At 72.4% G+C, this 20,097-nt stretch carries 19 protein-coding genes; 6 read left to right on the top strand and 13 right to left on the bottom strand.

Annotation, left to right across the window (positions count from 1 at the left end; all coding sequences use genetic code 11):
• Nucleotides 1-68 precede the first annotated feature (68 nt).
• The 6 genes from araA to I598_RS07350 form a co-directional block, all read right to left on the bottom strand.
• Nucleotides 69-1,580: an L-arabinose isomerase gene (gene araA, locus I598_RS07325; protein WP_068202401.1), complete on the bottom strand. Its 1,512-nt coding sequence runs from the start codon at nt 1,578-1,580 to the stop codon at nt 69-71.
• A 27-nt stretch (nt 1,581-1,607) separates the two neighbouring features.
• Nucleotides 1,608-2,318: an L-ribulose-5-phosphate 4-epimerase gene (locus I598_RS07330; RefSeq protein WP_068202402.1), complete on the bottom strand. Its 711-nt coding sequence runs from the start codon at nt 2,316-2,318 to the stop codon at nt 1,608-1,610.
• A 43-nt stretch (nt 2,319-2,361) separates the two neighbouring features.
• Nucleotides 2,362-3,975, bottom strand: coding sequence for a xylulokinase (locus I598_RS07335; RefSeq protein ID WP_068205106.1), 1,614 nt, complete (start codon nt 3,973-3,975; stop codon nt 2,362-2,364).
• Between the two features lie 144 nt (nt 3,976-4,119).
• Nucleotides 4,120-5,544: a glycoside hydrolase family 43 protein gene (locus tag I598_RS07340; protein WP_068202403.1), complete on the bottom strand. Its 1,425-nt coding sequence runs from the start codon at nt 5,542-5,544 to the stop codon at nt 4,120-4,122.
• Nucleotides 5,545-5,637: 93 nt separating this feature from the next.
• A complete protein-coding gene (locus tag I598_RS07345; protein ID WP_068205107.1) occupies nt 5,638-6,657 on the bottom strand; it encodes a LacI family DNA-binding transcriptional regulator in 1,020 nt (339 codons plus the stop codon).
• A gap of 35 nt (nt 6,658-6,692) precedes the next feature.
• The gene (locus I598_RS07350) at nt 6,693-7,268 is read right to left on the bottom strand and encodes a GNAT family N-acetyltransferase (RefSeq protein ID WP_083973018.1); all 576 of its coding nucleotides are present in this window, start codon (nt 7,266-7,268) and stop codon (nt 6,693-6,695) included.
• Nucleotides 7,269-7,297: 29 nt separating this feature from the next.
• Between I598_RS07350 and purU the strand changes: the two genes are divergently transcribed.
• The 5 genes from purU (at nt 7,298) to I598_RS07375 (ending at nt 11,516) form a co-directional block, all read left to right on the top strand.
• Entirely contained in the window at nt 7,298-8,185 is an 888-nt protein-coding gene (purU, locus tag I598_RS07355) for a formyltetrahydrofolate deformylase (RefSeq protein ID WP_068202404.1), read from the top strand.
• 154 nt (nt 8,186-8,339) lie between these two features.
• Nucleotides 8,340-8,855, top strand: a complete 516-nt coding sequence (locus I598_RS18255; protein ID WP_068202405.1) for a toxin-antitoxin system HicB family antitoxin — start codon at nt 8,340-8,342, stop codon at nt 8,853-8,855.
• A 100-nt stretch (nt 8,856-8,955) separates the two neighbouring features.
• On the top strand, nt 8,956-9,801 hold the full coding sequence (locus I598_RS07365; RefSeq protein WP_068202406.1) for a DUF4097 family beta strand repeat-containing protein: 846 nt from the start codon (nt 8,956-8,958) through the stop codon (nt 9,799-9,801).
• A 69-nt stretch (nt 9,802-9,870) separates the two neighbouring features.
• Nucleotides 9,871-10,683 carry an ABC transporter ATP-binding protein gene (locus I598_RS07370; protein WP_068202407.1) on the top strand — a complete coding sequence of 271 codons (813 nt, stop codon included), beginning with the start codon at nt 9,871-9,873 and terminating at the stop codon, nt 10,681-10,683.
• A complete protein-coding gene (locus I598_RS07375; protein WP_083973020.1) occupies nt 10,680-11,516 on the top strand; it encodes an ABC transporter permease in 837 nt (278 codons plus the stop codon). Before I598_RS07370 ends, I598_RS07375 begins: the two co-directional genes overlap by 4 nt.
• Nucleotides 11,517-11,593: 77 nt before the next feature.
• Here the strand turns inward: I598_RS07375 and I598_RS07380 are convergent, their stop codons facing one another.
• Both I598_RS07380 and I598_RS07385 read right to left on the bottom strand, forming a co-directional pair.
• Complete coding sequence (locus I598_RS07380; RefSeq protein WP_068202408.1) at nt 11,594-12,472, bottom strand: VOC family protein; 879 nt, start codon at nt 12,470-12,472, stop codon at nt 11,594-11,596.
• Between the two features lie 26 nt (nt 12,473-12,498).
• On the bottom strand, nt 12,499-13,107 hold the full coding sequence (locus tag I598_RS07385) for an NADPH-dependent F420 reductase (protein ID WP_068202409.1): 609 nt from the start codon (nt 13,105-13,107) through the stop codon (nt 12,499-12,501).
• A gap of 122 nt (nt 13,108-13,229) precedes the next feature.
• On the opposite strand from I598_RS07385, the gene I598_RS07390 reads away from it, so the two are divergent.
• Nucleotides 13,230-13,778, top strand: coding sequence for a MarR family winged helix-turn-helix transcriptional regulator (locus I598_RS07390; RefSeq protein ID WP_418268508.1), 549 nt, complete (start codon nt 13,230-13,232; stop codon nt 13,776-13,778).
• A 134-nt stretch (nt 13,779-13,912) separates the two neighbouring features.
• On the opposite strand, the gene I598_RS07395 is transcribed toward I598_RS07390, so the two are convergent.
• The 5 genes from I598_RS07395 to chvE all read right to left on the bottom strand — a co-directional run bounded on the left by I598_RS07395 (nt 13,913) and on the right by chvE (nt 19,972).
• On the bottom strand, nt 13,913-14,665 hold the full coding sequence (locus tag I598_RS07395) for an ATP-binding cassette domain-containing protein (protein ID WP_068202410.1): 753 nt from the start codon (nt 14,663-14,665) through the stop codon (nt 13,913-13,915).
• On the bottom strand, nt 14,662-15,846 hold the full coding sequence (locus I598_RS07400) for an ROK family transcriptional regulator (protein ID WP_068202411.1): 1,185 nt from the start codon (nt 15,844-15,846) through the stop codon (nt 14,662-14,664). The genes I598_RS07395 and I598_RS07400 overlap by 4 nt, the downstream gene beginning before the upstream one ends.
• A gap of 96 nt (nt 15,847-15,942) precedes the next feature.
• Nucleotides 15,943-17,121: a multiple monosaccharide ABC transporter permease gene (gene mmsB / locus I598_RS07405; RefSeq protein ID WP_068202412.1), complete on the bottom strand. Its 1,179-nt coding sequence runs from the start codon at nt 17,119-17,121 to the stop codon at nt 15,943-15,945.
• Nucleotides 17,118-18,677, bottom strand: a complete 1,560-nt coding sequence (gene mmsA, locus I598_RS07410; protein ID WP_068202413.1) for a multiple monosaccharide ABC transporter ATP-binding protein — start codon at nt 18,675-18,677, stop codon at nt 17,118-17,120. Before mmsA ends, mmsB begins: the two co-directional genes overlap by 4 nt.
• Before the next feature lie 134 nt (nt 18,678-18,811).
• On the bottom strand, nt 18,812-19,972 hold the full coding sequence (gene chvE, locus I598_RS07415; RefSeq protein WP_068202414.1) for a multiple monosaccharide ABC transporter substrate-binding protein: 1,161 nt from the start codon (nt 19,970-19,972) through the stop codon (nt 18,812-18,814).
• Nucleotides 19,973-20,097 lie beyond the last annotated feature (125 nt).

The raw sequence follows: 20,097 nt of genomic DNA on the forward strand, positions 1-20,097 counted from the left end.
TACCTCATCCGGTCGGATGACGTACCAAGTCTGCACGCTCGTCGCTCAGGAGGGGGTCGCCCTGGGGGTCAGAGACCCCGGGCCAGGCGGTAGTAGACCTGGTTCCATCGGACCTGGTCGGCGAACGCGCGGCGCGTCGTCGACTCGTCGATGACCAGCAGCTCGGTGCCGGCGATCTGGGCGAACACCTCGAACGCCTCGATGCCCGCGGCGGTCGACATGACCGTGTGGTGGGCACCGCCGGCGGTCAGCCACGCCTCGGCCGACGTCGCGAAGTCCGGGCGCGGGGCCCACACGGCACGGGCGACGGGCAGGTTCGGCAGCTCGTGCGTCGGGGCGACGACGTCGACGACGTTCGCCGTCAGGCGGAACCGGTCGCGCATGTCCGCCAGCGACACGACGACGGCGCCCTCGACCGGGTCGGCGTCGAACACCATGCGGACCGGGTCCTCCTTGCCGCCGATCCCCAGCGGGTGGATCTCGATGCGCGGCGTGGCGGTGGTCAGCGACGGGCAGATCTCCAGCATGTGCGCGCCGAGGATGAGCTCCGAGCCAGGGGTGAGGTCGTAGGTGTAGTCCTCCATCAGGGAGGCGCCGCCGGGCAGCCCCTCGCCCATGACCTTCGCGGCGCGCACGAGGACGGCGGTCTTCCAGTCGCCCTCGGCGCCGAACCCGTAGCCCTGGGCCATGAGCCGCTGGACGGCCAGGCCGGGGAGCTGGCGCAGCGCACCCAGGTCCTCGAAGTTGGTGGTGAACGCCTTGGCGCCGCGCTCGACGAGGAACGCCTCCATGGCGATCTCCTGGCGGGCCGCGTACCGCAGCGAGTCGTGCCGCTCGGCGCCGGCGCGCAGCTCGGGCGCGACGTCGTAGAGCTCCTCGTACTGCGCGACGAGCCCGTCGATCGCGGACTCCTCGACGGCGTCGACCGCCGCGACGAGGTCGTTGACGCCCCAGGTGCTCACCGAGACGCCGAACTGCAGCTCGGCCTCCGTCTTGTCGCCCTCGGTGACGCCCACGTTGCGCATGTTGTCGCCGAACCGCACGAGGTTCAGCTCGTGGGTGGCCGCCCAGCCCGCGGCGCCCCGCACCCAGGTGCCGACGCGCTGCTGCACGGCCGGGTTCGTCACGTGCCCCACCACGGTGGTCCGCGCGACGCCGAGCCGGGACAGCATGTACCCGTACTCGCGGTCGCCGTGCGCCGCCTGGTTGAGGTTCATGAAGTCCATGTCGATGTCGGCCCACGGGAGCTCGACGTTCGCCTGCGTGTGCAGGTGCAGCAGCGGCTTGCGCAGCGCGTCCAGGCCGGCGATCCACATCTTCGCGGGGCTGAAGGTGTGCATCCAGGTGACGACGCCGAGGACGTCGTCCCGGGCGTTCGCGTCCAGCATCGCGCGGCGGATGGAGTCCGAGTCCTTGAGGACGGGCTTCCAGACGATCTTCGCGGGCACGGCCTCGGACCCGTCGAGGACGGACGCGACCTCGCGGGACTGCGCCGCGACCTGCTCCAGCGTCTCGGGGCCGTACAGGTCCTGGCTGCCGGTGAAGAACCAGACCTCACGGTCGCCGTAGGGCTTGCTCATGGTGTTCCTTTCGGTGGCGACGGCGCGTCAGCGCTGGCCGTAGACGTTCTGGTAGCGGGCGTAGAGCGCGTCGACGTGCTCCTGGGCGATGGGCAGCGGGTCGCCGAGCTGGCGCGCGACGTGCACGGCGCGGGCGACCTCCTCGCACAGCACCGCGGCCTTGACCGCGGCCTTCGCGTCGCCGCCGATGGTGAACGGCCCGTGGTTGCGCATGAGCACGGCCGGGCTGCGCGACCCGCTCAGGGTCTCGACGATGCCGCGACCGATGGAGTCGTCGCCGATGATCGCGAACGGGCCGACGGGGACGGGCCCGCCGAACTCGTCGGCCATCATCGTCAGGACGCAGGGGATCTCCTCGCCGCGCGCCGCCCAGGCGGTGGCGTACGTGGAGTGGGTGTGCACGACGCCGCCCACCTCGGGCATGTTCGCGTACACGTAGGCGTGCGCCGCGGTGTCGGACGACGGCGAGCGGTCGCCCTCGACGAGGTTGCCCTGCAGGTCGCAGACGACCATCGCGTCGGGGGTGATGTCGTCGTAGGAGACGCCGGACGGCTTGATGACGAGCAGGTCGTCCGTGCCGTCGGCGGCACCCTGGGTGTCGCGCACGCGCTCCGAGACGTTGCCGGCGGTCCACACGACGAGCTCCCAGCGGGGCAGCTCGGCGTGCAGGTCGGCGACCTTCTTCTTGGCGGCGTCGACGGCGGCGCGCAGGTGCGTCGGGACCTCGGTGATGGCCATGCGTGGTTCTCCGTTCGTGGGCGTCGTCGTGGCGACAGGTAGGTCAGAGCGCCGCGACGGCGGCGCGCTCGACGGCGAGCCCGGCCGCGTACCGCTCGAGATAGGTGGCGAAGCCGGCGACGTCCGCGGCGTCGGGCTCGACGACGTCGAGCTCGACGTCGGCGAACACCTGGTCCGTGAGGAAGCCGGCGAGGGTGAGGTCGGGCTGCTCGGCGGCCGCCGCGGCGAACGCCGCGAGCACGGCGATGCCCCAGGCGCCGCCCTCGCCGGCGGTGCGGCCGACGGCGACGGGCGCGTCGATCGCGGCGGCGAGGAGCCGCTGCGCGACGCCGGCGGTGCGGAACATGCCACCGTGGGCGAACATCGCGTCGATCTCGACGTCCTCGCCGTCGAGCACGCGCATGCCGAGGGCGAGGGTGCCGAACGCGCCGTAGATCTGGGTGCGCACGAAGCTCGCCAGCGTGAGGCGGCTGTCGGGGGTGCGCACGAAGAGCGGCCGGCCGGCCTCCAGGCCGGTGATGGGCTCGCCCGCCAGGTAGTTGTAGGCGAGCAGGCCGCCGCCGTCGGCGGCGCCGTCGAGCGCGGCGTTGAACAGGGTGCCGAACACGGCGTCGGGGCCGCTCGGGCCGCCGAGCGCGGTCGCGAACTCGCGGAACAGCCCGGCCCAGGCGTCGAGCTCGCTGGCGCCGTTGTTGCAGTGCACCATCGCCACGAGGTCGCCCGCGGGGGTGGTGACGAGGTCGAGCTCGTGGTGCACGGTGGTCAGCGGCTTCTCCAGCACGACCATCGCGAAGATCGACGTGCCGGCGCTGACGTTGCCGGTGCGCGGCGCGACCGAGTTGGTGGCGACCATGCCGGTGCCGGCGTCCCCCTCGGGCGGGCAGAGCAGCACGCCGGGACGCAGGTGGCCGGTCGGGTCGAGCAGGGCGGCGCCCGCCTCCGTGAGCCGGCCGGCGTCGGCGCCCGCGGGGAGCACCTCGGGCAGGAAGCCCTCGATGTCCAGCCCGGGTCGCTTCGCGGCGGCGAGGTGGGCGAACTGGGCGAGCATGCGGGCGTCGTAGTCGCCGGTGGCGGGGTCGATCGGGAACATGCCCGAGGCGTCGCCGACGCCGAGCACGTCACGCCCGGTCAGCGCCCGGTGGACGTAGCCGGCGAGGGTGGTGAAGGACGCGATCTGCGGCACGTGCGGCTCGTCGTCGAGGATCGCCTGGTAGAGGTGCGCGATCGACCAGCGCAGCGGGATGTTGTACCCGAACAGCGCGGAGAGCTCGGCGGCGGCGGGGCCGGTGCTGGTGTTGCGCCACGTGCGGAACGGCACGAGCAGCTCGCCGTCGGCGTCGAACGGCAGGTATCCGTGCATCATGGCGGACACCCCGAGCGCGGCGTAGCCGGTGGGCCGCACGCCGTAGCGGGCCTCGACGTCGGCGACGAGCGCGGCGTAGGCGCCCTGCAGCCCGGCGTGGACGGCGTCCAGGGAGTACGTCCACCGCCCGTCGACGAGCTCGTTCTCCCAGGCGTGGGAGCCGCTCGCGAGGGTGACGTGGTCGGGCCCGACGAGGCAGGCCTTGATGTTGGTCGAGCCGAGCTCGATGCCGAGGGTCGCGCGTCCTGCCGCGATGGCGTCGCGTGCGTCGTTCACCTGGTCTGGCAGCGTCATCGCCGTGTTCACTCCTTGTCGTCCGTCCGCACCATGTTAACGCTCACAACTCCGTGGCCCAACCCCGCGCCCGTGGGTCCGGGCGCGAACGGACCGGGCGCACCGCGTCGACGCGGGCGCCCGGTCCGGGACGTGCGGGGCCGGTCAGGAACCGGCGCGCGCGGGCCGCGGCAGGGTCACCTTCGCAGGCTCGCTCGTGACGCTACCGTGCGCGTTGGAGACCTGCGCCCGCACCTGGACCCCGGGTGACGCCTGGCTCCGGTGCAGCGACAGCGTCGCCGTGCCGTCGTGGGCGCGTTCCGCCGCACCGGCCGGCCGCCAGGTCCTGCCGCCGTCCATCGACCGCTCCCAGGTGACGACGGGCGCCGGCGCGCCGGCCACCTCGACCTCGAACCGGACCGTGGGGCCGGCCTGCCGCACCGACGCGTCCTGCGGCGGGGTGACGACGGTCGGCGCCTCGGCCGTCGTGTCCACGACCGGCCAGCCGTCCTGCGTCCAGTCGAGCCGGTGCAGGCCGAGGGTCGGGAACCCGGGGATCTCGGCGTTGGACGCGTCGTAGTAGTGGAACGCGAGGACGTCGTCGAACACGGACTGCCCGCCGGGGCCGACCATCGCGCCGTGCGACTCCAGGAGCACCGTGCCGCCGCCGCCGAACAGGTCGCGGCCGTCCTGGTCGAGGTACGGGCCCGTCACGGAGTCCGCCCGGCCGACCGCGATCTTGTAGGTGCTGTCCAGCCCCCGGCAGCAGGCGTCGAACGAGACGAAGGCGTAGTAGTAGCCGTCACGCTCGACGATGTACGGCGCCTCCACCGGGTTGCCCGGCACGAACCGGTCCACGATGTGGGTGGCGTCCGCCAGCGCGCCGTCGGCGAGCTTGCCCGACGGCCACTCGAGCTCCACCAGGAAGATCCCGTACCAGTACGACCCGATGGCCATGTACGGGGTGCCGTCGGCGCCCTCGACGATACCGGCGTCGATCGCGTTGAACGTCTTGCCGTTCTCGATCTCCTGCGGCGACGTGATGACCGGCCCCTGGTCGACCCACTCGTAGTCGGGGTCCGACGGGTCGAGCGTCGTGTTGGTGGCGAGCGCCGTGACCGAGGTGTTCGTGCCGAAGCGCGACGCCGAGTAGTACAGGTAGTAGGTGCCGTCGTGCTCGTACACCTCGGGCGCCCACAGGTTGTCCGGCAGCGCCCCGTCGGCGAAGTGCTCGTCGATCCACGCGGGGATCTCGTCCCACACGGTGCCGTCGGACGACCAGGTGACGCCGTCGTCGTCGGAGCTCCAGATCTGGATGGTGCCGCCGTTCTCCCGGTTGACGAGCCCGGTCGAGAAGACGTACCAGGTGCCGTCGTCGGCGACGATCAGGGCGGGGTCGTGCACCGGCGAGGTCTCGCCGGTGACGGAGAGCCCGCCGGTCGGCAGCACGGACGGTGCGGGGGACGGGTCGTGGCGGCCGGTGTCGACGGACGACGGCGCCGCCAGGGCGGACGGGCTGAGCGCCAGGCCGCCGACGACGGCGAGGGCGACACCGGCGGCCCATCGGCGGGCACGGTGGTGAGTTCGCACGAATTCTCCTCTACAACGATGTAGAACAACGATGTACAGAGGCTAGCCAGCCGTCGCCGACCGGTCAAGGGAACAGGCAGGCCGCCCGAGGGCTCAGCGCGGCGGCGCGGTCGAGGACCGCACCACGAGCTCCGGCTCGATCCGCTGCACCGGCACCGTCCGGCCGTCCAGCGCCGCCAGCAGCATCTCCACGCTGCGCGCGCCCAGCGCGGCGAACGGCTGGCGCACCGTCGTCAGCGGCGGCACGAAGTACGCCGCCCCGTCCACGTCGTCGAAACCCACCACCGACACGTCGTCCGGCACCCGCACTCCGCGCTCCCACAGCGCGCGCAGCACACCGAGGGCGAGCTGGTCGTTGCCGGCGAAGACCGCCGTCGGTCCCTCCCCCGCCGCGAGCGCCTCCGCGAGGTCCCGACCGGCGGCGTAGCCGTCGGCCGCCGACCACGACCGCACCCGCGCCCGCGCCGGGACGAGCCCCCGCGCCTCCATGGCCTCGCGCCACCCCGCGGCGCGCTCCCGGGCGTCGAACCAGTCCGGCGGGCCTCCGACGTGCACGAGGTCGCGGTGGCCCAGGTCCAGCAGGTGCTCCGTCGCGTGCCGCGCACCCGAGCGCTGGTCCACCGCGAGCGACATCGTCGACGACCCGGCACCGACGGGCACGGCACCGGCGACGTCGTCCAGCGCGGCCACCACGACCACCGGCACCGGCGCACCGAACGACTCCACCGCGGCCGCCACCTCGTCGTGCGGGGCGATGACGACGATCCCGTCGACGCCCTGGTCCATGAAGTGCTCCAGCACCTGGTGCATCGAGGCGGTGTCGTAGGTGCGCAGCGTCGCCACCGACACGAAGTAGCCCTGGTCCCGGGCGGCCTCCTCGACGGCGATGAGGGTGCTCGTGGGGCCGAAGAGCGCCGACCCGGTCGTCACGACGCCGAGGGTCGCCGAGCGCGAGGTGACGAGCGCCCGGGCGGCGCTGTTGCGCCGGTACCCGAGCTCGTCGATCGCCGCGAGGACCCGCAGGCGCGTCTCGTCGCGCACGCTCGGGTGGGCGTTGAGCACGCGGGAGACCGTCTGGTGCGAGACCCCGGCGACCGCGGCGACGTCGGCCATGGACGGTCGCCGCACGCGGCCCGTCCCGGCCGCGGTCACGGCCGGTCGGTCGGGGCCGGTGCGGTGCGACCCGCGTCGACGGCGTGCAGCACGCGGCGCAGGTAGGTGTAGGTGAGCTCGCCGGCGGCCTCGTCGTACTGGGCCTCGTAGCCGTGCTTGGTGTACATGGCGAGGTTGTGGCGCGAGTCCTTGCCGGTGAACGCCCAGATCTCGGCGACGTCCTCGGGCAGGTGGTCGAGGATCGCGAACAGCAGCGTGGTGCCCAGGCCCTTGCCCTGCTGGTCGGGCGCCACGGCGAGACGGCCGAGCGTCGCCCGGGACCCCTCGACCTCGACGCGGATCGACCCGACGAGCCGGTGGCCCTCCCAGGCGCCGATGGTCACGACGTCGTCGCGCGCCATGTCGTCGCGCAGCTCGGCCAGCGTCTGGGTCAGCGGCGGGATGTGCGGGTCGTCGTAGAGCTGCGCCTCGGACACGAACGCGGCGCGACGCAGCGTGAGGAGCTCTCCGGCGTGGGCGTCCTCGACGAGGGCGATCCGGGTGGGTGCGTCGTCCGCGGCGGCACCGGCTGCGCTGCCGGCGGAGGCGGGGGTGGCGGTGCTGTCGCTCATGGCCCCATCGTGGCAGACGGTGGGCGACAATGGCGTCCGTGACCACGCTGCCGAACCCCTCCGCCCCGGCCCGGCCGACGGAGTGGGTGCTCACCCTGTCCTGCCCCGACCGCCCCGGGATCGTGCACGCCGTCAGCGGCGCGCTGGCCGAGCACGGCGGGAACATCACCGAGTCGCAGCAGTTCGGCGACCCCGTCTCAGGGCTGTTCTTCCTGCGGATGCAGGTCGAGTCGGCGTCCGACCGCGCCGAGCTGGAGGCGGCGATCGCCGAGGTCGCGGGACGGTTCGCGATGACGTGGGAGCTCGACGTCGTGGGGCGCCCGGTGCGCACCCTGCTCATGGTGTCGAAGGCGGCGCACTGCCTGGTGGACCTGCTGTACCGCGAGCGGTCCGGTCAGGCGCCGATCGACGTCGTGGGCGTCGTGGGGAACCACACCGACCTGGCGGACCACGCCGCGTTCTACGGCAAGCCGTTCCACCACGTGCCCGTCACGGCCGCGACGAAGGGCGCGGCGGAGGACCGGCTGCGCGAGCTGGTGCGCGAGCTGGACGTCGAGCTGGTGGTGCTGGCCCGGTACATGCAGATCCTGTCGGACGGGCTGTGCCGCGACCTGTCGGGTCGGGTCATCAACATCCACCACTCGTTCCTGCCGTCGTTCAAGGGCGCCCGCCCCTACGCCCAGGCGCACGACCGCGGCGTGAAGCTCATCGGCGCGACGTCGCACTACGTGACGGGCGACCTCGACGAGGGTCCGATCATCGAGCAGGACGTCGAGCGCGTCGACCACTCGCGCGCGGTCACGGACCTCGTGTCCCTCGGCGAGGACGTCGAGCGACGCACGCTGGCACGGGCGGTGCGCTGGCACGCCGAGCACCGGGTGCTCCTCAACGGGCACCGCACCGTCGTCTTCCACTGACCCCGGCGGGCAGGTGCCCGCTCCGCACGGCCCGCACCGGCACACGTCGGGGCGGGCCGTCGTCGTCCCCGTCGAGCACGCCCGACACCATCTGGTGCCACGAATGACGCCATACCTCTTGCACTGACACCACAGTGGTGTCATAGTTGCTGTCATGCACCTCGACCAGTACGTCGCCGAGCTCCAGCAGCAGCTCGCCACCGCCGCCGCCGCGGGCGGCGACGAGGCCCGCGAGCTCGCCACGCGACTCACCGCTCCCCTCGACGCCGCCGCCCGGCTCGCCCTGCTCGCCGCCCTGTCCGACGCCGCCGGCGAGATCTCCGCCGAGCTCGCACCCGGCTCCGTCGACGTCCGCCTGCGCGCCGGCAACCCGGAGTTCGTCGTCACCGCCCCGCGCGCCACCACGACCGACGCCACGGCTCCCACCCCCGCCCCGTCGCCGCAGGCCACCGAGCCCGTGGACACCGACGGGCCCTCCACCACGCGCACCACCCTGCGCCTGCCGGACCACCTCAAGGCGCAGGCCGAGGTCGCCGCCGCCCGCGACGGCGTCTCGGTCAACACCTGGCTCGTGCGCGCCGTCGCCGGCGCCCTCGAGCAGTCCAGCGGCCGCCCGGCGGCCCGACCCGCGCAGCGCGGCTCCGGCCGCGTCACCGGCTGGGTGCGCTGACACCGGCCCACCTGCCCGCAGCCCCGGAAGCACGGCCGGCGACACCACCGGCCACCACCAGACACCACATCGACACCACCCGACCCAGGGAGAGTCCGTCATGCCCACGTTCCCCGCCCCCCGCCCCGTCCCCGTCACCGTGGACGTCCCCTTCGCGCAGCTGCACGTCGTCGCGAGCGACCGTGACGACGTCGTCGTCACCGTGCTGCCGAGCAACCCCTCGAAGTCCGGCAGCGTCCGCGCCGCCGAGGAGGTGCGCGTCGAGACCACCGGTGACGGCGTCTCCGTCAGCTACCCCGGCTCGTGGAAGCAGTGGGTGCTGCCGTTCGCGGCCGGCACCGCCGACATCACCGTCGAGCTGCCCACCGGCTCCCAGGTGCGCGGCAAGGTCGGCAACCTGCACGTCGAGGGCTTCCTGGCCGTCGTCGACATGTCGCTCAGCGCGGGTGACGCCCGCGTCGACGACGTCGACCGGCTCGCGCTGTCCGTCGGCGCGGGATCCGTGCACGTCGGCCGCGCCGCGTCCGCGGACGTCAAGGCCGGCGCCGGGTCCGTCCGGATCGAGCAGGTCACCGGCGACGCGACCGTCAAGGCCGCCAACGGCGGCACGAGCGTCGGCACCGTCACCGGGGCCCTCACCGTGCAGGGCGCGCACGGCGACATCGCCGTGAGCCGCGTGCGCGGCACCCTCACCGCACGCTCCGCGCACAGCAGCATCCGCGTGGACGCGCTCGAGTCCGGCAGCGTCACGCTCACCACGTCGTTCGGCTCGATCGACGTCGGCGTCCCCGAGGGCACGGCCGCCTACCTCGACCTGCAGACCGAGCACGGCACCGTCCGCAACCAGCTCACCCCCACCGAGGGCCCCGTCGACGACGAGGCCACCGCCGAGATCCACGCCGGCACGGGGTACGGCGACGTCGTCGTCCGACGCCCGCGCGCCTGAGCCGCCACCGCCACCGCCACCGCCACCGACCAGCAGTGCCCGTCGCCCGACCACCACCAGGAGAACACCATGCCCTCCCCTGCCCTCGAACCGGCGATCCAGGTCACCGGACTGCGCAAGTCCTACCCCTCCAAGCAGGGTCCGCAGCTCGTCCTCGACGGCGTGGACCTCACCGTCCCGGCCGGGACCGTCACCGCCCTGCTCGGCCCCAACGGCGCCGGCAAGACCACCGCCGTCGGCGTCCTGTCCACCCTGCTCCACGCCGACGCCGGCACCGTGCGGGTCGCCGGGCACGACGTCGCCCGCGAGGGTGACGCCGTCCGCGCCGCCATCGGCGTCACCGGTCAGATCACCGCCGTCGACGACCTCCTCACCGGCGCCGAGAACCTGCGGCTCATGGCCGACCTGCACCACCTCGGCCGCAGCGCCGGGAAGCGCCGCACCGCCGAGCTGCTCGACCAGTTCGGCCTCGCCGACGCCGCCGCGAAGCCCGTGGCGGCGTACTCCGGCGGCATGAAGCGCAAGCTCGACCTCGCGATGACGCTCGTCGGCTCCCCCGCCGTGGTGTTCCTCGACGAGCCGACCACCGGCCTCGACCCGCGCAGCCGCCGCACCCTGTGGGACGAGGTGCGCCGACTCGTGGCCGGCGGCACCACCATCCTGCTCACCACGCAGTACCTGGAGGAGGCCGACCAGCTCGCCGACTCCGTGGCCGTGCTGCACGGCGGCCGTGTCGTCGCGCAGGGCACGCCCGACGAGCTCAAGGCGGTGCACGACGCCGGCTCCCTCGACGACGTCTTCCTCGCCCTCACCGAGCCCCCCGCCGAGGACCTCCCCGGCGCCGACACCGCCACCACCAGCCCGAAGGAGGACGTCCGATGACCGCCGTCGCCACCCCCGCACCCGTGACCGCGCGACCCCGCCCCGTCGCCGACGTCACCACGATGGTGCGCCGCAACCTGCTCCGCGCGGTGCGCTACCCCGGTCTGACGATGTTCCTCGTCGCCGGACCGCTCGTCATGCTCGTGCTGTTCGTCTACGTGTTCGGCGGGGCGTTCGGCGCCGGGGTCGCCCCCGGCGTCACGCCGGGGGCCGAGGGCCGGGCCGCCTACCTCGCCTACATCGCCCCGACCATGCTGGTCCTGACGATCGTGGGGGCCGGGCAGTCCATCGCCATCAGCGCAGCCATGGACGCGGCGGGCGGCATCATGGCCCGCTTCAAGACGATGGCGATCTCCCCCGGGTCCGTGCTGTCCGGCCAGGTGATCGGGTACGTCCTGCAGGGGCTCGCCGCCGTGGTGCTCGTCACCGGCGCGGCGCTGCTCATGGGCTACCGGCCCGACGCCGGACCGCTCGACTGGCTGGGTCTGCTCGCCCTGCTGGTGGGGCTGGGCGTGGCCCTCAACTGGCTGTGCGTCGCCATGGGGCTCCACGCCAAGAGCGCGGAGACAGCGAGCAACACCCCGATGATCCTGCTGCTCCTGCCGTTCCTCGGCAGCGGGTTCGTGCCCGTCGAGACCATGCCGTCGGGCGTGCGCTGGTTCGCCGAGCACCAGCCGTTCACGCCGATCATCGAGACCGCCCGCGGGCTGCTCGCCGGCGGCGTCGGCCTCGAGACGTCGGAGGTCGTGCTCGCGTTCGCCTGGATCGCCGTCATCGGCGTCGCCGGGTACGCCTGGGCGCGGACGCTCTACCGCCGCGAGCGTCGCCTCTGAGGGCGCACGGACGACGACGGACGCCGCAGGCCGCACCGTGGACGGTGCGGCCTGCGGCGCTCGTGCGTGGGAGTCGTTCAGCCGACGGAGACCTCGACGAGCGTGTTCCACGGGTCGTCGAACCGCAGCGTGCGGCCGTCGTCGCGGGCGGCGATCCCGGCGTGCGCCAGCCGCTCGCGCAGCGCGCCGACCTCGTCCGCCGTGGGCACGGCCAGGGCCATCTGCCCGAGGCCGAGGGTCGCGGCGCGCGGGCCCACGCCCGCGCTGTTCCACGTGTTCACCGCGACGTGGTGGTGGTAGCCCCCGGCGGCCATGAACAGCGCGCCGTGGAACGTGGCCATCACCTCGAAGCCGAGGGTGTCGACGTAGAACTTCCGCGCGGTGGGGATGTCACCCACCTGCAGGTGGACGTGGCCCACCTGGGCACCCTGCCCGGCGGTGGTGCGCAGGGCGTCCTCGGTGAGGTGCTCGGCCAGGAACGCCTGCGGGTCGAACCAGTCGGAGCCCATGTCGACGCGTCCGGTGGTGTGCGTCCACGCGGAGCGCGGGCGGTCCCAGTACAGCTCGATCCCGTTGTCCTCGGGGTCCGTGAAGTAGAACGCCCGCGACACCCAGTGGTCGGAGTTGCCGACGAACCGCGACAGCGGGTGCCGGGCGGCGTGCGCGACGGCGGCCGCCAGCGCCTCCTCGGTCTCGAAGAGCACGGCCGTGTGGAACAGCCCCGCCTGGTTCCGGGCCGTCGCCGGCAGACCGGGGGTGTGCTGCAGGACGACGACGGGCGACGTCCCGCGGCCGAGCGCCACCCGCCCGGGCCCGGCGAGCGCCGGGATCTCCGTCAGGGCCAGCGCATCGCGGTAGTAGTCGGTCATGGTCGCGAGGTCGCCGACGTGGAGCGTGACCGCTCCCATGGTCGTGTCGGCCGCGAGCAGGTCACCGGCGGGGCGGGGCGTCGTCATGTCGTCAGTCTCCTCGGTCGCGGGGGTCAGGCCAGCACGAACCCGGCGTCCCAGCCGGTCTTCTCGCCGGCGGCGAGGGTGAGCTGGAGGAAGCCGACGGCCTCGAGCTCGCGGGCCCGGCGCAGCGGGCCGGCGTCGACGACGCGCACGCCGTCGATCGCGTCGGCGAGCGCGGCCTTGGCGTCGGCGTCGTCCCCGGCGACCAGCACGGTGGTGGGCAGACCGCCGACGGCGCCGGTGGCCAGCGTGGCGGCGAAGCTGGTGTTGAACGCCTTGACGACCTTCGCCCCGGGGAGGCGGTCGGCGAGCCCGGCGGCGGCCGAGGAGTCGGCGGGCACGACGAGCGCGTCGAAGGTGGCGAAGTCGAGCGGGTTGGTGATGTCGACGACGACCTTGCTGGCGAGCTGGTCGCCGTAGGTGGTCACGACGTCGTCGAGCGCCGGGTAGGGCAGGGCCAGGACGACGACGTCGCCGGTGAGCGCGTCGCCGAACGGCGCGGCGGTGACGGCGGGGTCGACGGCGGCGGCCTGGGCGACGTCGCGGGCGACGACCTGGACGTCGCTGCCGGCGGCGAGCGCGAGGCGCGCGATCGCGGTGCCCATGTTCCCGGTGCCGATGATGCTGATGGTGGCCATGAGGTCCTCCTTGGACGTCGCGCCGACCCGATTGGTTGACGCTACAACCAACATAGCGAGGTAAGGTTGTCTCGTCAACCTTCAGGCGAAGCAGCAGACCAGCGGACGAGAGGACGGTCACGGTGACGGACACGCAGGACGGCTCCGCACAGGGCGCAGGCGCAGGTGCCGGTGCGGGCGAGCCCCGCTGGCTCGACGACGAGCAGATGCGCAGCTGGCTGCGCCTCCAGGCCGTCGTCACCCTGCTGCCCGGCCTGCTCGACCAGCAGCTCCGGCGCGACGCCGACCTCACGCACTTCGAGTACCTCGTGCTGGCGATGCTGTCCGAGGCCCCCGACCGCGAGCTCCGCATGAGCGCCCTGGCGCGCCTCACCAGCAGCACCCTGCCGCGCCTGTCCCACGTCGCCAAGCGCCTCGAGGCGCGCGGCCTGGTGGCTCGGTGCGCGGCCCCCGACGACGGCCGGGCCACGGTCGCGCGGCTCACCGACGACGGCTGGGACAAGCTCGTCGACAGCGCCCCCGGCCACGCCCGCACCGTCCTGGAGCACGTCTACGACGACCTCGACGCCGACGACGTCCGCGCACTGTCCGACGTCCTGGCGAAGATCCTCGTGCACGTCGACCCGGGCGACTCCTTCCGCCGCGAGCACGAGCGCCCCGGCGCGGACTGACAGCCGAACGACCGGAAGAGCGCGGCGGGAGGGAAGGTCCGCGCGCGGTCGTCAGACCGGAAGCGGAGGGCCCCCTGGGGCCCGTGAGCGCGACCGCGCGCGGGCCTTCCCTCCCGCCGCGCGGCGAGGACCCCTCAGCGCGCCCCCGTGATCGCCGCGAGGATCGTCTCGTGGCTCTCCGTGGCGGGGAACGAGCCGTTGTTGCGGCCGTGGCGCAGCACCTCGATGCGGTCGGCGACGGCGCGGACGTCGTTGAGGTTGTGGCTGATGAGGACGACGCCGAGCCCCAGCTCGCGCAGCCGTTCGATGTGGGTGAGGACCTCGCCGGTCTGGGCGACGGACAGCGATGCCGTCGGCTCGTCGAGGACGACGATGCGGGGGTCCCCGATGAGGGTGCGGGCGATGGCGACGGCCTGCCGCTGCCCGGCGGACAGGTTCCGCAGCGGCGTGCGGACGCTGGGGATGCGCACGGTGAGGTGCTCCAGCAGGCGGCGGGTCTCGACCTCCATCGCGCCGGCGTGCAGGAGTCCTGCCTTGTTGCGCAGCTCCTGGCCGAGATAGACGTTGGCGGTGACGTCGAGGTTCTCGGCGACGGCGAGGTCCTGGAACACGCTGGCGACGCCGAGCTGCTTGGCGACGGACGGCGAGGAGATGTTGACGGCGCGGCCGTCGATCTCGACCTGTCCGGCGTCGGGGGTGAGCACGCCCGCGACGATCTTGGCGAGCGTGGACTTGCCGGCGGCGTTGTCGCCGACGAGGGCGACGACCTCGTGCGAGTACACCTCGAGGTCGACCCCGACGAGCGCCTCGACGGCGCCGAAGTACTTGCTGACCTCGCGCAGCGCCAGCAACGGCACCCGGGCGCGCGTCCCCTGCGGTGTCGTCATCGTCCTGCTCTCTCCTCTTCCCTGGTCTCGGCACGGTCGAAGACGTCGGTGTTCTCGAGCGCCAGCGCGATCGCCCCGACGATCTGCGCCCGCGTCCCGAGCGCGGCCGGCACGACGTCGGGCCCGCTCGCCTGGCTGAGCATGGTCCGGCGGCGCAGCTCGGCGCGGATCGGGCCGAGCAGGGTCTCCCCCGTCTCGGCCAGGTCTCCGCCGACCACGACCACCTGCGGTGCCAGCCCCGTCGCGAGCCCCGCGACGACGGACCCTACCCGAGCCCCGGCGTCGGCGACGATCTCCCGGCAGCCGGGGTCGTCCTCGCCGGCGAGGCGGACGAGGTCGCGCAGGGTGAGGTTGCCGTGGCTGGTGCGCAGCGGTTCGAGCAGGGCGGGCATGCCGACGACGGTGTCCAGGCAGCCGCGGCTGCCGCACCCGCAGATGCGCCCGGCGGGTTCGACCTGCACGTGGCCGATCTCGCCGGCGGTGCCGTCGGAGCCGCGGTGCAGCCGGCCGGCGATGACGATGCCGGCGCCGACGCCATGGGCGACCTTGACGTAGAGCATGTCGCGCCAGTCCCGTCCGGCGCCGAGGGTGGACTCGGCGAGGGCGCCGACGTTGGCGTCGTTGTCGACGTAGACGGGGCGGGCGAGCCGTTTCTCCATGACCTGGGCGATCTGCACGCCGTCCCAGCCGCGCAGGACGCCGCGGACGCTGATCATGCCGGTGACGGGGTCGACGGGTGCGGGGATCCCGATGCCGAGGCCGAGCAGCTCGTCGAGCTCGGAGCCGACGCGTTCGACGAGGTCGACGACGAGGAGGGCGGCGCGGTCGAGGCTGGTGTCGGCCTTGTGGTCGGCGGGCAGGGGCAGGACCTGCTCGGCGAGGATCTGGTGGCCGACGTCGGCGACGGCGACGCGCAGGTGCCGGTGCCCGACGACGATGCCGGCGACGAGGCCGACCTGGTGGGCGAGGGTGACGAGCTGGGCGCGGCGGCCCGAGCGGACGGTGCTGCGGACCTCGACGACCTCGGCGGCGAGGAGCTCCTTGACGATGACGGAGACGGTCGCCGCGGACAGCCCGGTCGCCCCGGTCAGCTCGACCTGGGTGAGGCCACCGTGCTTCTTGACCGCGTCGACCACGCGGGCACGGTTGGCCTCGCGCAACGACGACTGCGATCCAGCCATGGGTCGCCGTCCTCTCACCCGGGGAGTGTAGACGCCCGCGGCGGGCGGGTGCCCGGCACTTCCGTGCCCGGGGACCCACCCGCCGCGGGGATCGGATCAGCGCACGACCGACGCGCGGCGCTTGTTCCAGATGTCGAAGGCGACGGCGAGCAGGAGCACGAGGCCCTTGACGACCTGCTGGGTCGACTGCGGGACACCCATGAGCTGCATGCCGTTCGACATGACGGCCATGATCAGACCACCGATGACGGCTCCGCCGACGCGGCCCACACCACCGGTGGTGGAGGCGCCGCCGATGAAGCAGGCGGCGATGGCGTCGAGCTCGAACATGTTGCCGGCGCCCGGCTGGGCACCGTTCATGCGCGAGGAGTAGACGACGCCGGCCACGGAGGCGAGGACGCCCATGTTGACGAAGATCCAGAAGTTGACCCGCTTGACCTTCACGCCGGACAGCTCGGCGGCATGACGGTTGCCGCCCACGGCGTAGACGTGGCGGCCGAACACGGAGTTCTGGGTCACCAGGGCGTACGCGATGATGAGCACGGCGAGGATGATGAGCACGATCGGCAGACCGCGGGAGATCGACAGCTGGTAGCCGAACCACATGACGACCGCGGCGACGACGACGAGCTTGGTGACGAACAGCGGCATGGACTCGACCTGCTGCTGGTAGGCGATCTTGCCGCGGCGGCTGCGCCACTGGCTGACCGCGTACCCCGCGACGCCGATGGCGAAGATCACCAGGGTGAAGACGTCGAACCCGTACCCGCCGAACAACCCGTTGAGGAAGCCGTTGGCGATGTTGTAGTAGGTCCCGCCGAACGGGGACAGCGAGGCGTTGTCCAGCACGAGGAACGTCAGGCCACGGAAGATGAGCATGCCCGCCAGGGTCACGATGAAGCCGGGGATGCCGACGTACGCGACCCAGAAGCCCTGCCACATGCCGACGAGCAGGCCCACGAACAGGGCGGCCAGCACGCCGACCCACCAGGGCATCCCGTTGCGGATGACCACGACCGCGGACACCGCACCTGTCAGTGCGACCACCGATCCCACGGACAGGTCGATCTGTCCGGCGACGATGATCATCACCATGCCGATCGCGAGGATCAGGATGTACGAGTACTGCAGGACGATGTTGGTGAGGTTCCCGGGCGACAGGAAGCTGGGGTGCAGCACGGCGAAGATCGCGACGATGACGACGAACGCGATGACGATGCCGCTCTGGCGCATGTTCCGGGTCAGGACGTCCCGGACCGAGTCGATGGCATTCATGAGGCGGATTCCTTCGTGGGCAGGGGCTGTTCGCGCTCGATGGTCATGAGCTCCATGAGCCGCTCCTGGGTCGCGTCGGCGACGGGGAGCTCTCCGGTGATGCGACCGAAGGCGAGGGTGTACACGCGGTCGCAGATGCCGAGCAGCTCGGGCAGCTCGGAGGAGATGACGACGACCGCCTTCCCCTCGGCGACCATCTTGTTGATGATCGTGTAGATCTCGTACTTCGCGCCGACGTCGATGCCACGCGTCGGCTCGTCGAGGATCAGCACGTCCGGGTCGGTGAGCAGCCACTGGGACAGCACGACCTTCTGCTGGTTGCCGCCCGAGAGCTTGCCGACCTCGGCCAGGACCGTCGGCGTCTTGATGTTGAGCGAGCCGCGGTACTCCTCGGCGACGCGCAGCTCCTCGTTCCCGTTGACCCAGCCGCGCGAGGCGAGCCTGTCGAGGGAGGCGAGGGAGATGTTGCGCCGGACGTCGTCGATGAGGTTGAGGCCGTAGTGCTTGCGGTCCTCGGTGGCGTAGGCGATGCCGTGCCCGATCGCCTCCGAGACGGTCCGGGTGTGGATCTCCTGGCCGTTCTTGTAGATGCGGCCGTGCACGTTGCGACCGTACGACCGGCCGAAGATGCTCATCGCGAGCTCGGTGCGCCCGGCACCCATGAGCCCGGCGATGCCGACGACCTCGCCGGCGCGCACGGTGAACGAGGCGTCGACGATGACCTGACGGCCGGCCTGCGTCGGGTGGTCGACGTTCCAGTCCTCCACCCGCAGCACCTCGTCGCCCACGACGCTGGTGCGCTCCGGGTAGCGGTGCTCGAGGTCGCGCCCGACCATGCCGCGGATGATGCGGTCCTGGGTCGAGGTCGCCTCGGACATGTCGATCGTCTCGATGGTCTGCCCGTCGCGGATGATCGTCGTGCGGTCCGCGATCTCCTCGATCTCGTTGAGCTTGTGCGAGATGATGATGCAGGTGATGCCCTCGTCGCGCAGGGCCCGCAGGAGCTCGAGCAGGTGCTCGGAGTCGGTGTCGTTCAGGGCCGCGGTCGGCTCGTCGAGGATGAGCAGGCGCACCTCCTTCGAGAGCGCCTTGGCGATCTCGATGAGCTGCTGCTTGCCGACGCCGAGGGTGCCGATGGGGGTGGTGGGGTTCTCGACGAGCCCCACGCGCCGCAGGAGCTCTGCCGCGCGGTGGTTGGCGTCGTTCCAGTCGATCAGCCCGAGGCGTCCGCGGGTCTCGTTGCCGAGGAAGATGTTCTCGGCGACGGACAGGTACGGGACCAGGGCGAGCTCCTGGTGGATGATGACGATGCCGCGCGCCTCGGAGTCGTTGATCGACCCGAACTCCGCCGGCCGACCGTCGAAGACGATCTCGCCGTCGTACGTCCCGTGCGGGTACACGCCCGACAGGACCTTCATCAGCGTCGACTTGCCGGCGCCGTTCTCACCGCAGATGGCGTGGATCTCGCCCTGCTCGACGGTGAGGGTGACGTCCGACAGCGCCTTGACGCCGGGGAACTCCTTGGTGATGGAGCGCATCTCCAGGATGGTGCTCATCTGCGCTCTCGTCCCTCCTTCGGTGGGTGGCCCGTCACGGGGTACCGCGGCGGACCCGGGGCGGGCGACCCGTCGTCGCGTCGTGCGACGACGGGCACGCCCGCCCTGGGGTGGCTCCGTGCCTGCGGATCAGGTCAGTCCGCGACCTGTCCGGCCTCGACCTCTTCCTGGGTGAAGTACCCGGAGTCGATGAGGACGGGCTGGATGTTGTCGGCGAACACCGTCTCGACCTCGAGGAGGTACGACGGGACGACCTTGACGCCGTTGTCGTACGTGTCGGTGTCGTTGGCCTCCGGCTCCTCGCCGTTGACGAACGACTCGGCGGCGGTCACGGCCTGCTCGGCGAGCAGGCGCGTGTCCTTGAAGATCGTGGACGACTGGACGCCGTCGTTGATCAGCTTGATGTTCGCGACCTCGGCGTCCTGACCGGTGACGACGGGCAGGCCGTCCTCGAGGGTCGGGCCCATGCCGGCGCCCTGGAGGGCGTTGATGACGCCGCGGGAGAGCACGTCGGCCGGGGCCAGCACACCGTGCAGCTCGGCGTCCCCGCCGGTGTAGGTGGAGGTCAGCAGGTCCTCCATGCGGCTCTGGGCGGTCTCGAGCTCCCAGCGCAGCGTGGCGACCTGGTCGAACGACGTCTGGCCGGACGGGATGACGACGGTGCCGTCGTCGATGAGCGGCTGGAGGATCGACATCGCACCGTCGAAGAAGAAGTGCGAGTTGTTGTCGTCCGGCGAGCCGGCGAAGAGCTCGACGTTGTACGGGCCCTCCTCACCGGTGGGCTCGCCGCTCTCGTCGAGGTAGCCGAGGCCGCGCAGGAGCGCGTTGGCCTGGGCGACGCCGACGGCGAAGTTGTCGAACGTCGTGTAGAAGTCGACGTTCTCGCTGTCACGGATGAGGCGGTCGTAGGCGATGACCGGGATGTTCGCGGCCGCAGCGGCCTCGAGCTGGCTGGTCAGGGCCGTGCCGTCGATGGACGCGACGATGAGGACGTCGACGCCCTCGGTGATCATCGAGTCGATCTGCTGGGTCTGGGTGGGGATGTCGTCGTTGGCGAACTGGAGGTCCACCTGGTAGCCGAGCTCCTCGAGCCCTTCCTTGACGTTGTTCCCGTCCTGGATCCACCGCTCGTAGGTCTGCGTCGGCATCGCGACGCCGACCATGACGTTGTCGTCGCCGTCGCCCGCCGCACCGTCGGTGCTGCCGGAACCGGCGCCCTCGCCACCACAGGCGGTCAGGGTGAGCGCCAGCGCCGCACCAGCGGCGACCACGCCCATCTTCTTGCCGAGTCGCATCCTCGCGCTCCTTCTCGTCGTCGAGTGTCCTTCCGTGCGGCGACCGTCACCGCCGGTGCCCGCACGGGGCTGGACCGGGTCACCGAGTGACCGGGCTCCACTTTGCTGCGTTCGAGTCTCGAAGT

This window comes from Isoptericola dokdonensis DS-3 (genome assembly GCF_001636295.1).
GTDB lineage: Bacteria > Actinomycetota > Actinomycetes > Actinomycetales > Cellulomonadaceae > Isoptericola > Isoptericola dokdonensis.

Coding starts and splice junctions, on each gene's coding strand:
- I598_RS07385 (WP_068202409.1), bottom strand. CDS start 13,107: ATGGCCACCATCAGCATCATCGGCACCGGGAACATGGGCACCGCGATC.
- I598_RS07365 (WP_068202406.1), top strand. CDS start 8,956: ATGCCCACGTTCCCCGCCCCCCGCCCCGTCCCCGTCACCGTGGACGTC.
- I598_RS07380 (WP_068202408.1), bottom strand. CDS start 12,472: ATGACGACGCCCCGCCCCGCCGGTGACCTGCTCGCGGCCGACACGACC.
- mmsA (WP_068202413.1), bottom strand. CDS start 18,677: ATGAGCACCATCCTGGAGATGCGCTCCATCACCAAGGAGTTCCCCGGC.
- I598_RS07400 (WP_068202411.1), bottom strand. CDS start 15,846: ATGGCTGGATCGCAGTCGTCGTTGCGCGAGGCCAACCGTGCCCGCGTG.
- chvE (WP_068202414.1), bottom strand. CDS start 19,972: ATGCGACTCGGCAAGAAGATGGGCGTGGTCGCCGCTGGTGCGGCGCTG.
- I598_RS07335 (WP_068205106.1), bottom strand. CDS start 3,975: ATGACGCTGCCAGACCAGGTGAACGACGCACGCGACGCCATCGCGGCA.
- araA (WP_068202401.1), bottom strand. CDS start 1,580: ATGAGCAAGCCCTACGGCGACCGTGAGGTCTGGTTCTTCACCGGCAGC.
- I598_RS07370 (WP_068202407.1), top strand. CDS start 9,871: ATGCCCTCCCCTGCCCTCGAACCGGCGATCCAGGTCACCGGACTGCGC.
- I598_RS07375 (WP_083973020.1), top strand. CDS start 10,680: ATGACCGCCGTCGCCACCCCCGCACCCGTGACCGCGCGACCCCGCCCC.
- I598_RS07345 (WP_068205107.1), bottom strand. CDS start 6,657: ATGGCCGACGTCGCCGCGGTCGCCGGGGTCTCGCACCAGACGGTCTCC.
- I598_RS07330 (WP_068202402.1), bottom strand. CDS start 2,318: ATGGCCATCACCGAGGTCCCGACGCACCTGCGCGCCGCCGTCGACGCC.
- I598_RS07395 (WP_068202410.1), bottom strand. CDS start 14,665: ATGACGACACCGCAGGGGACGCGCGCCCGGGTGCCGTTGCTGGCGCTG.
- I598_RS07350 (WP_083973018.1), bottom strand. CDS start 7,268: ATGAGCGACAGCACCGCCACCCCCGCCTCCGCCGGCAGCGCAGCCGGT.
- mmsB (WP_068202412.1), bottom strand. CDS start 17,121: ATGAATGCCATCGACTCGGTCCGGGACGTCCTGACCCGGAACATGCGC.
- I598_RS18255 (WP_068202405.1), top strand. CDS start 8,340: ATGCACCTCGACCAGTACGTCGCCGAGCTCCAGCAGCAGCTCGCCACC.
- purU (WP_068202404.1), top strand. CDS start 7,298: ATGGCGTCCGTGACCACGCTGCCGAACCCCTCCGCCCCGGCCCGGCCG.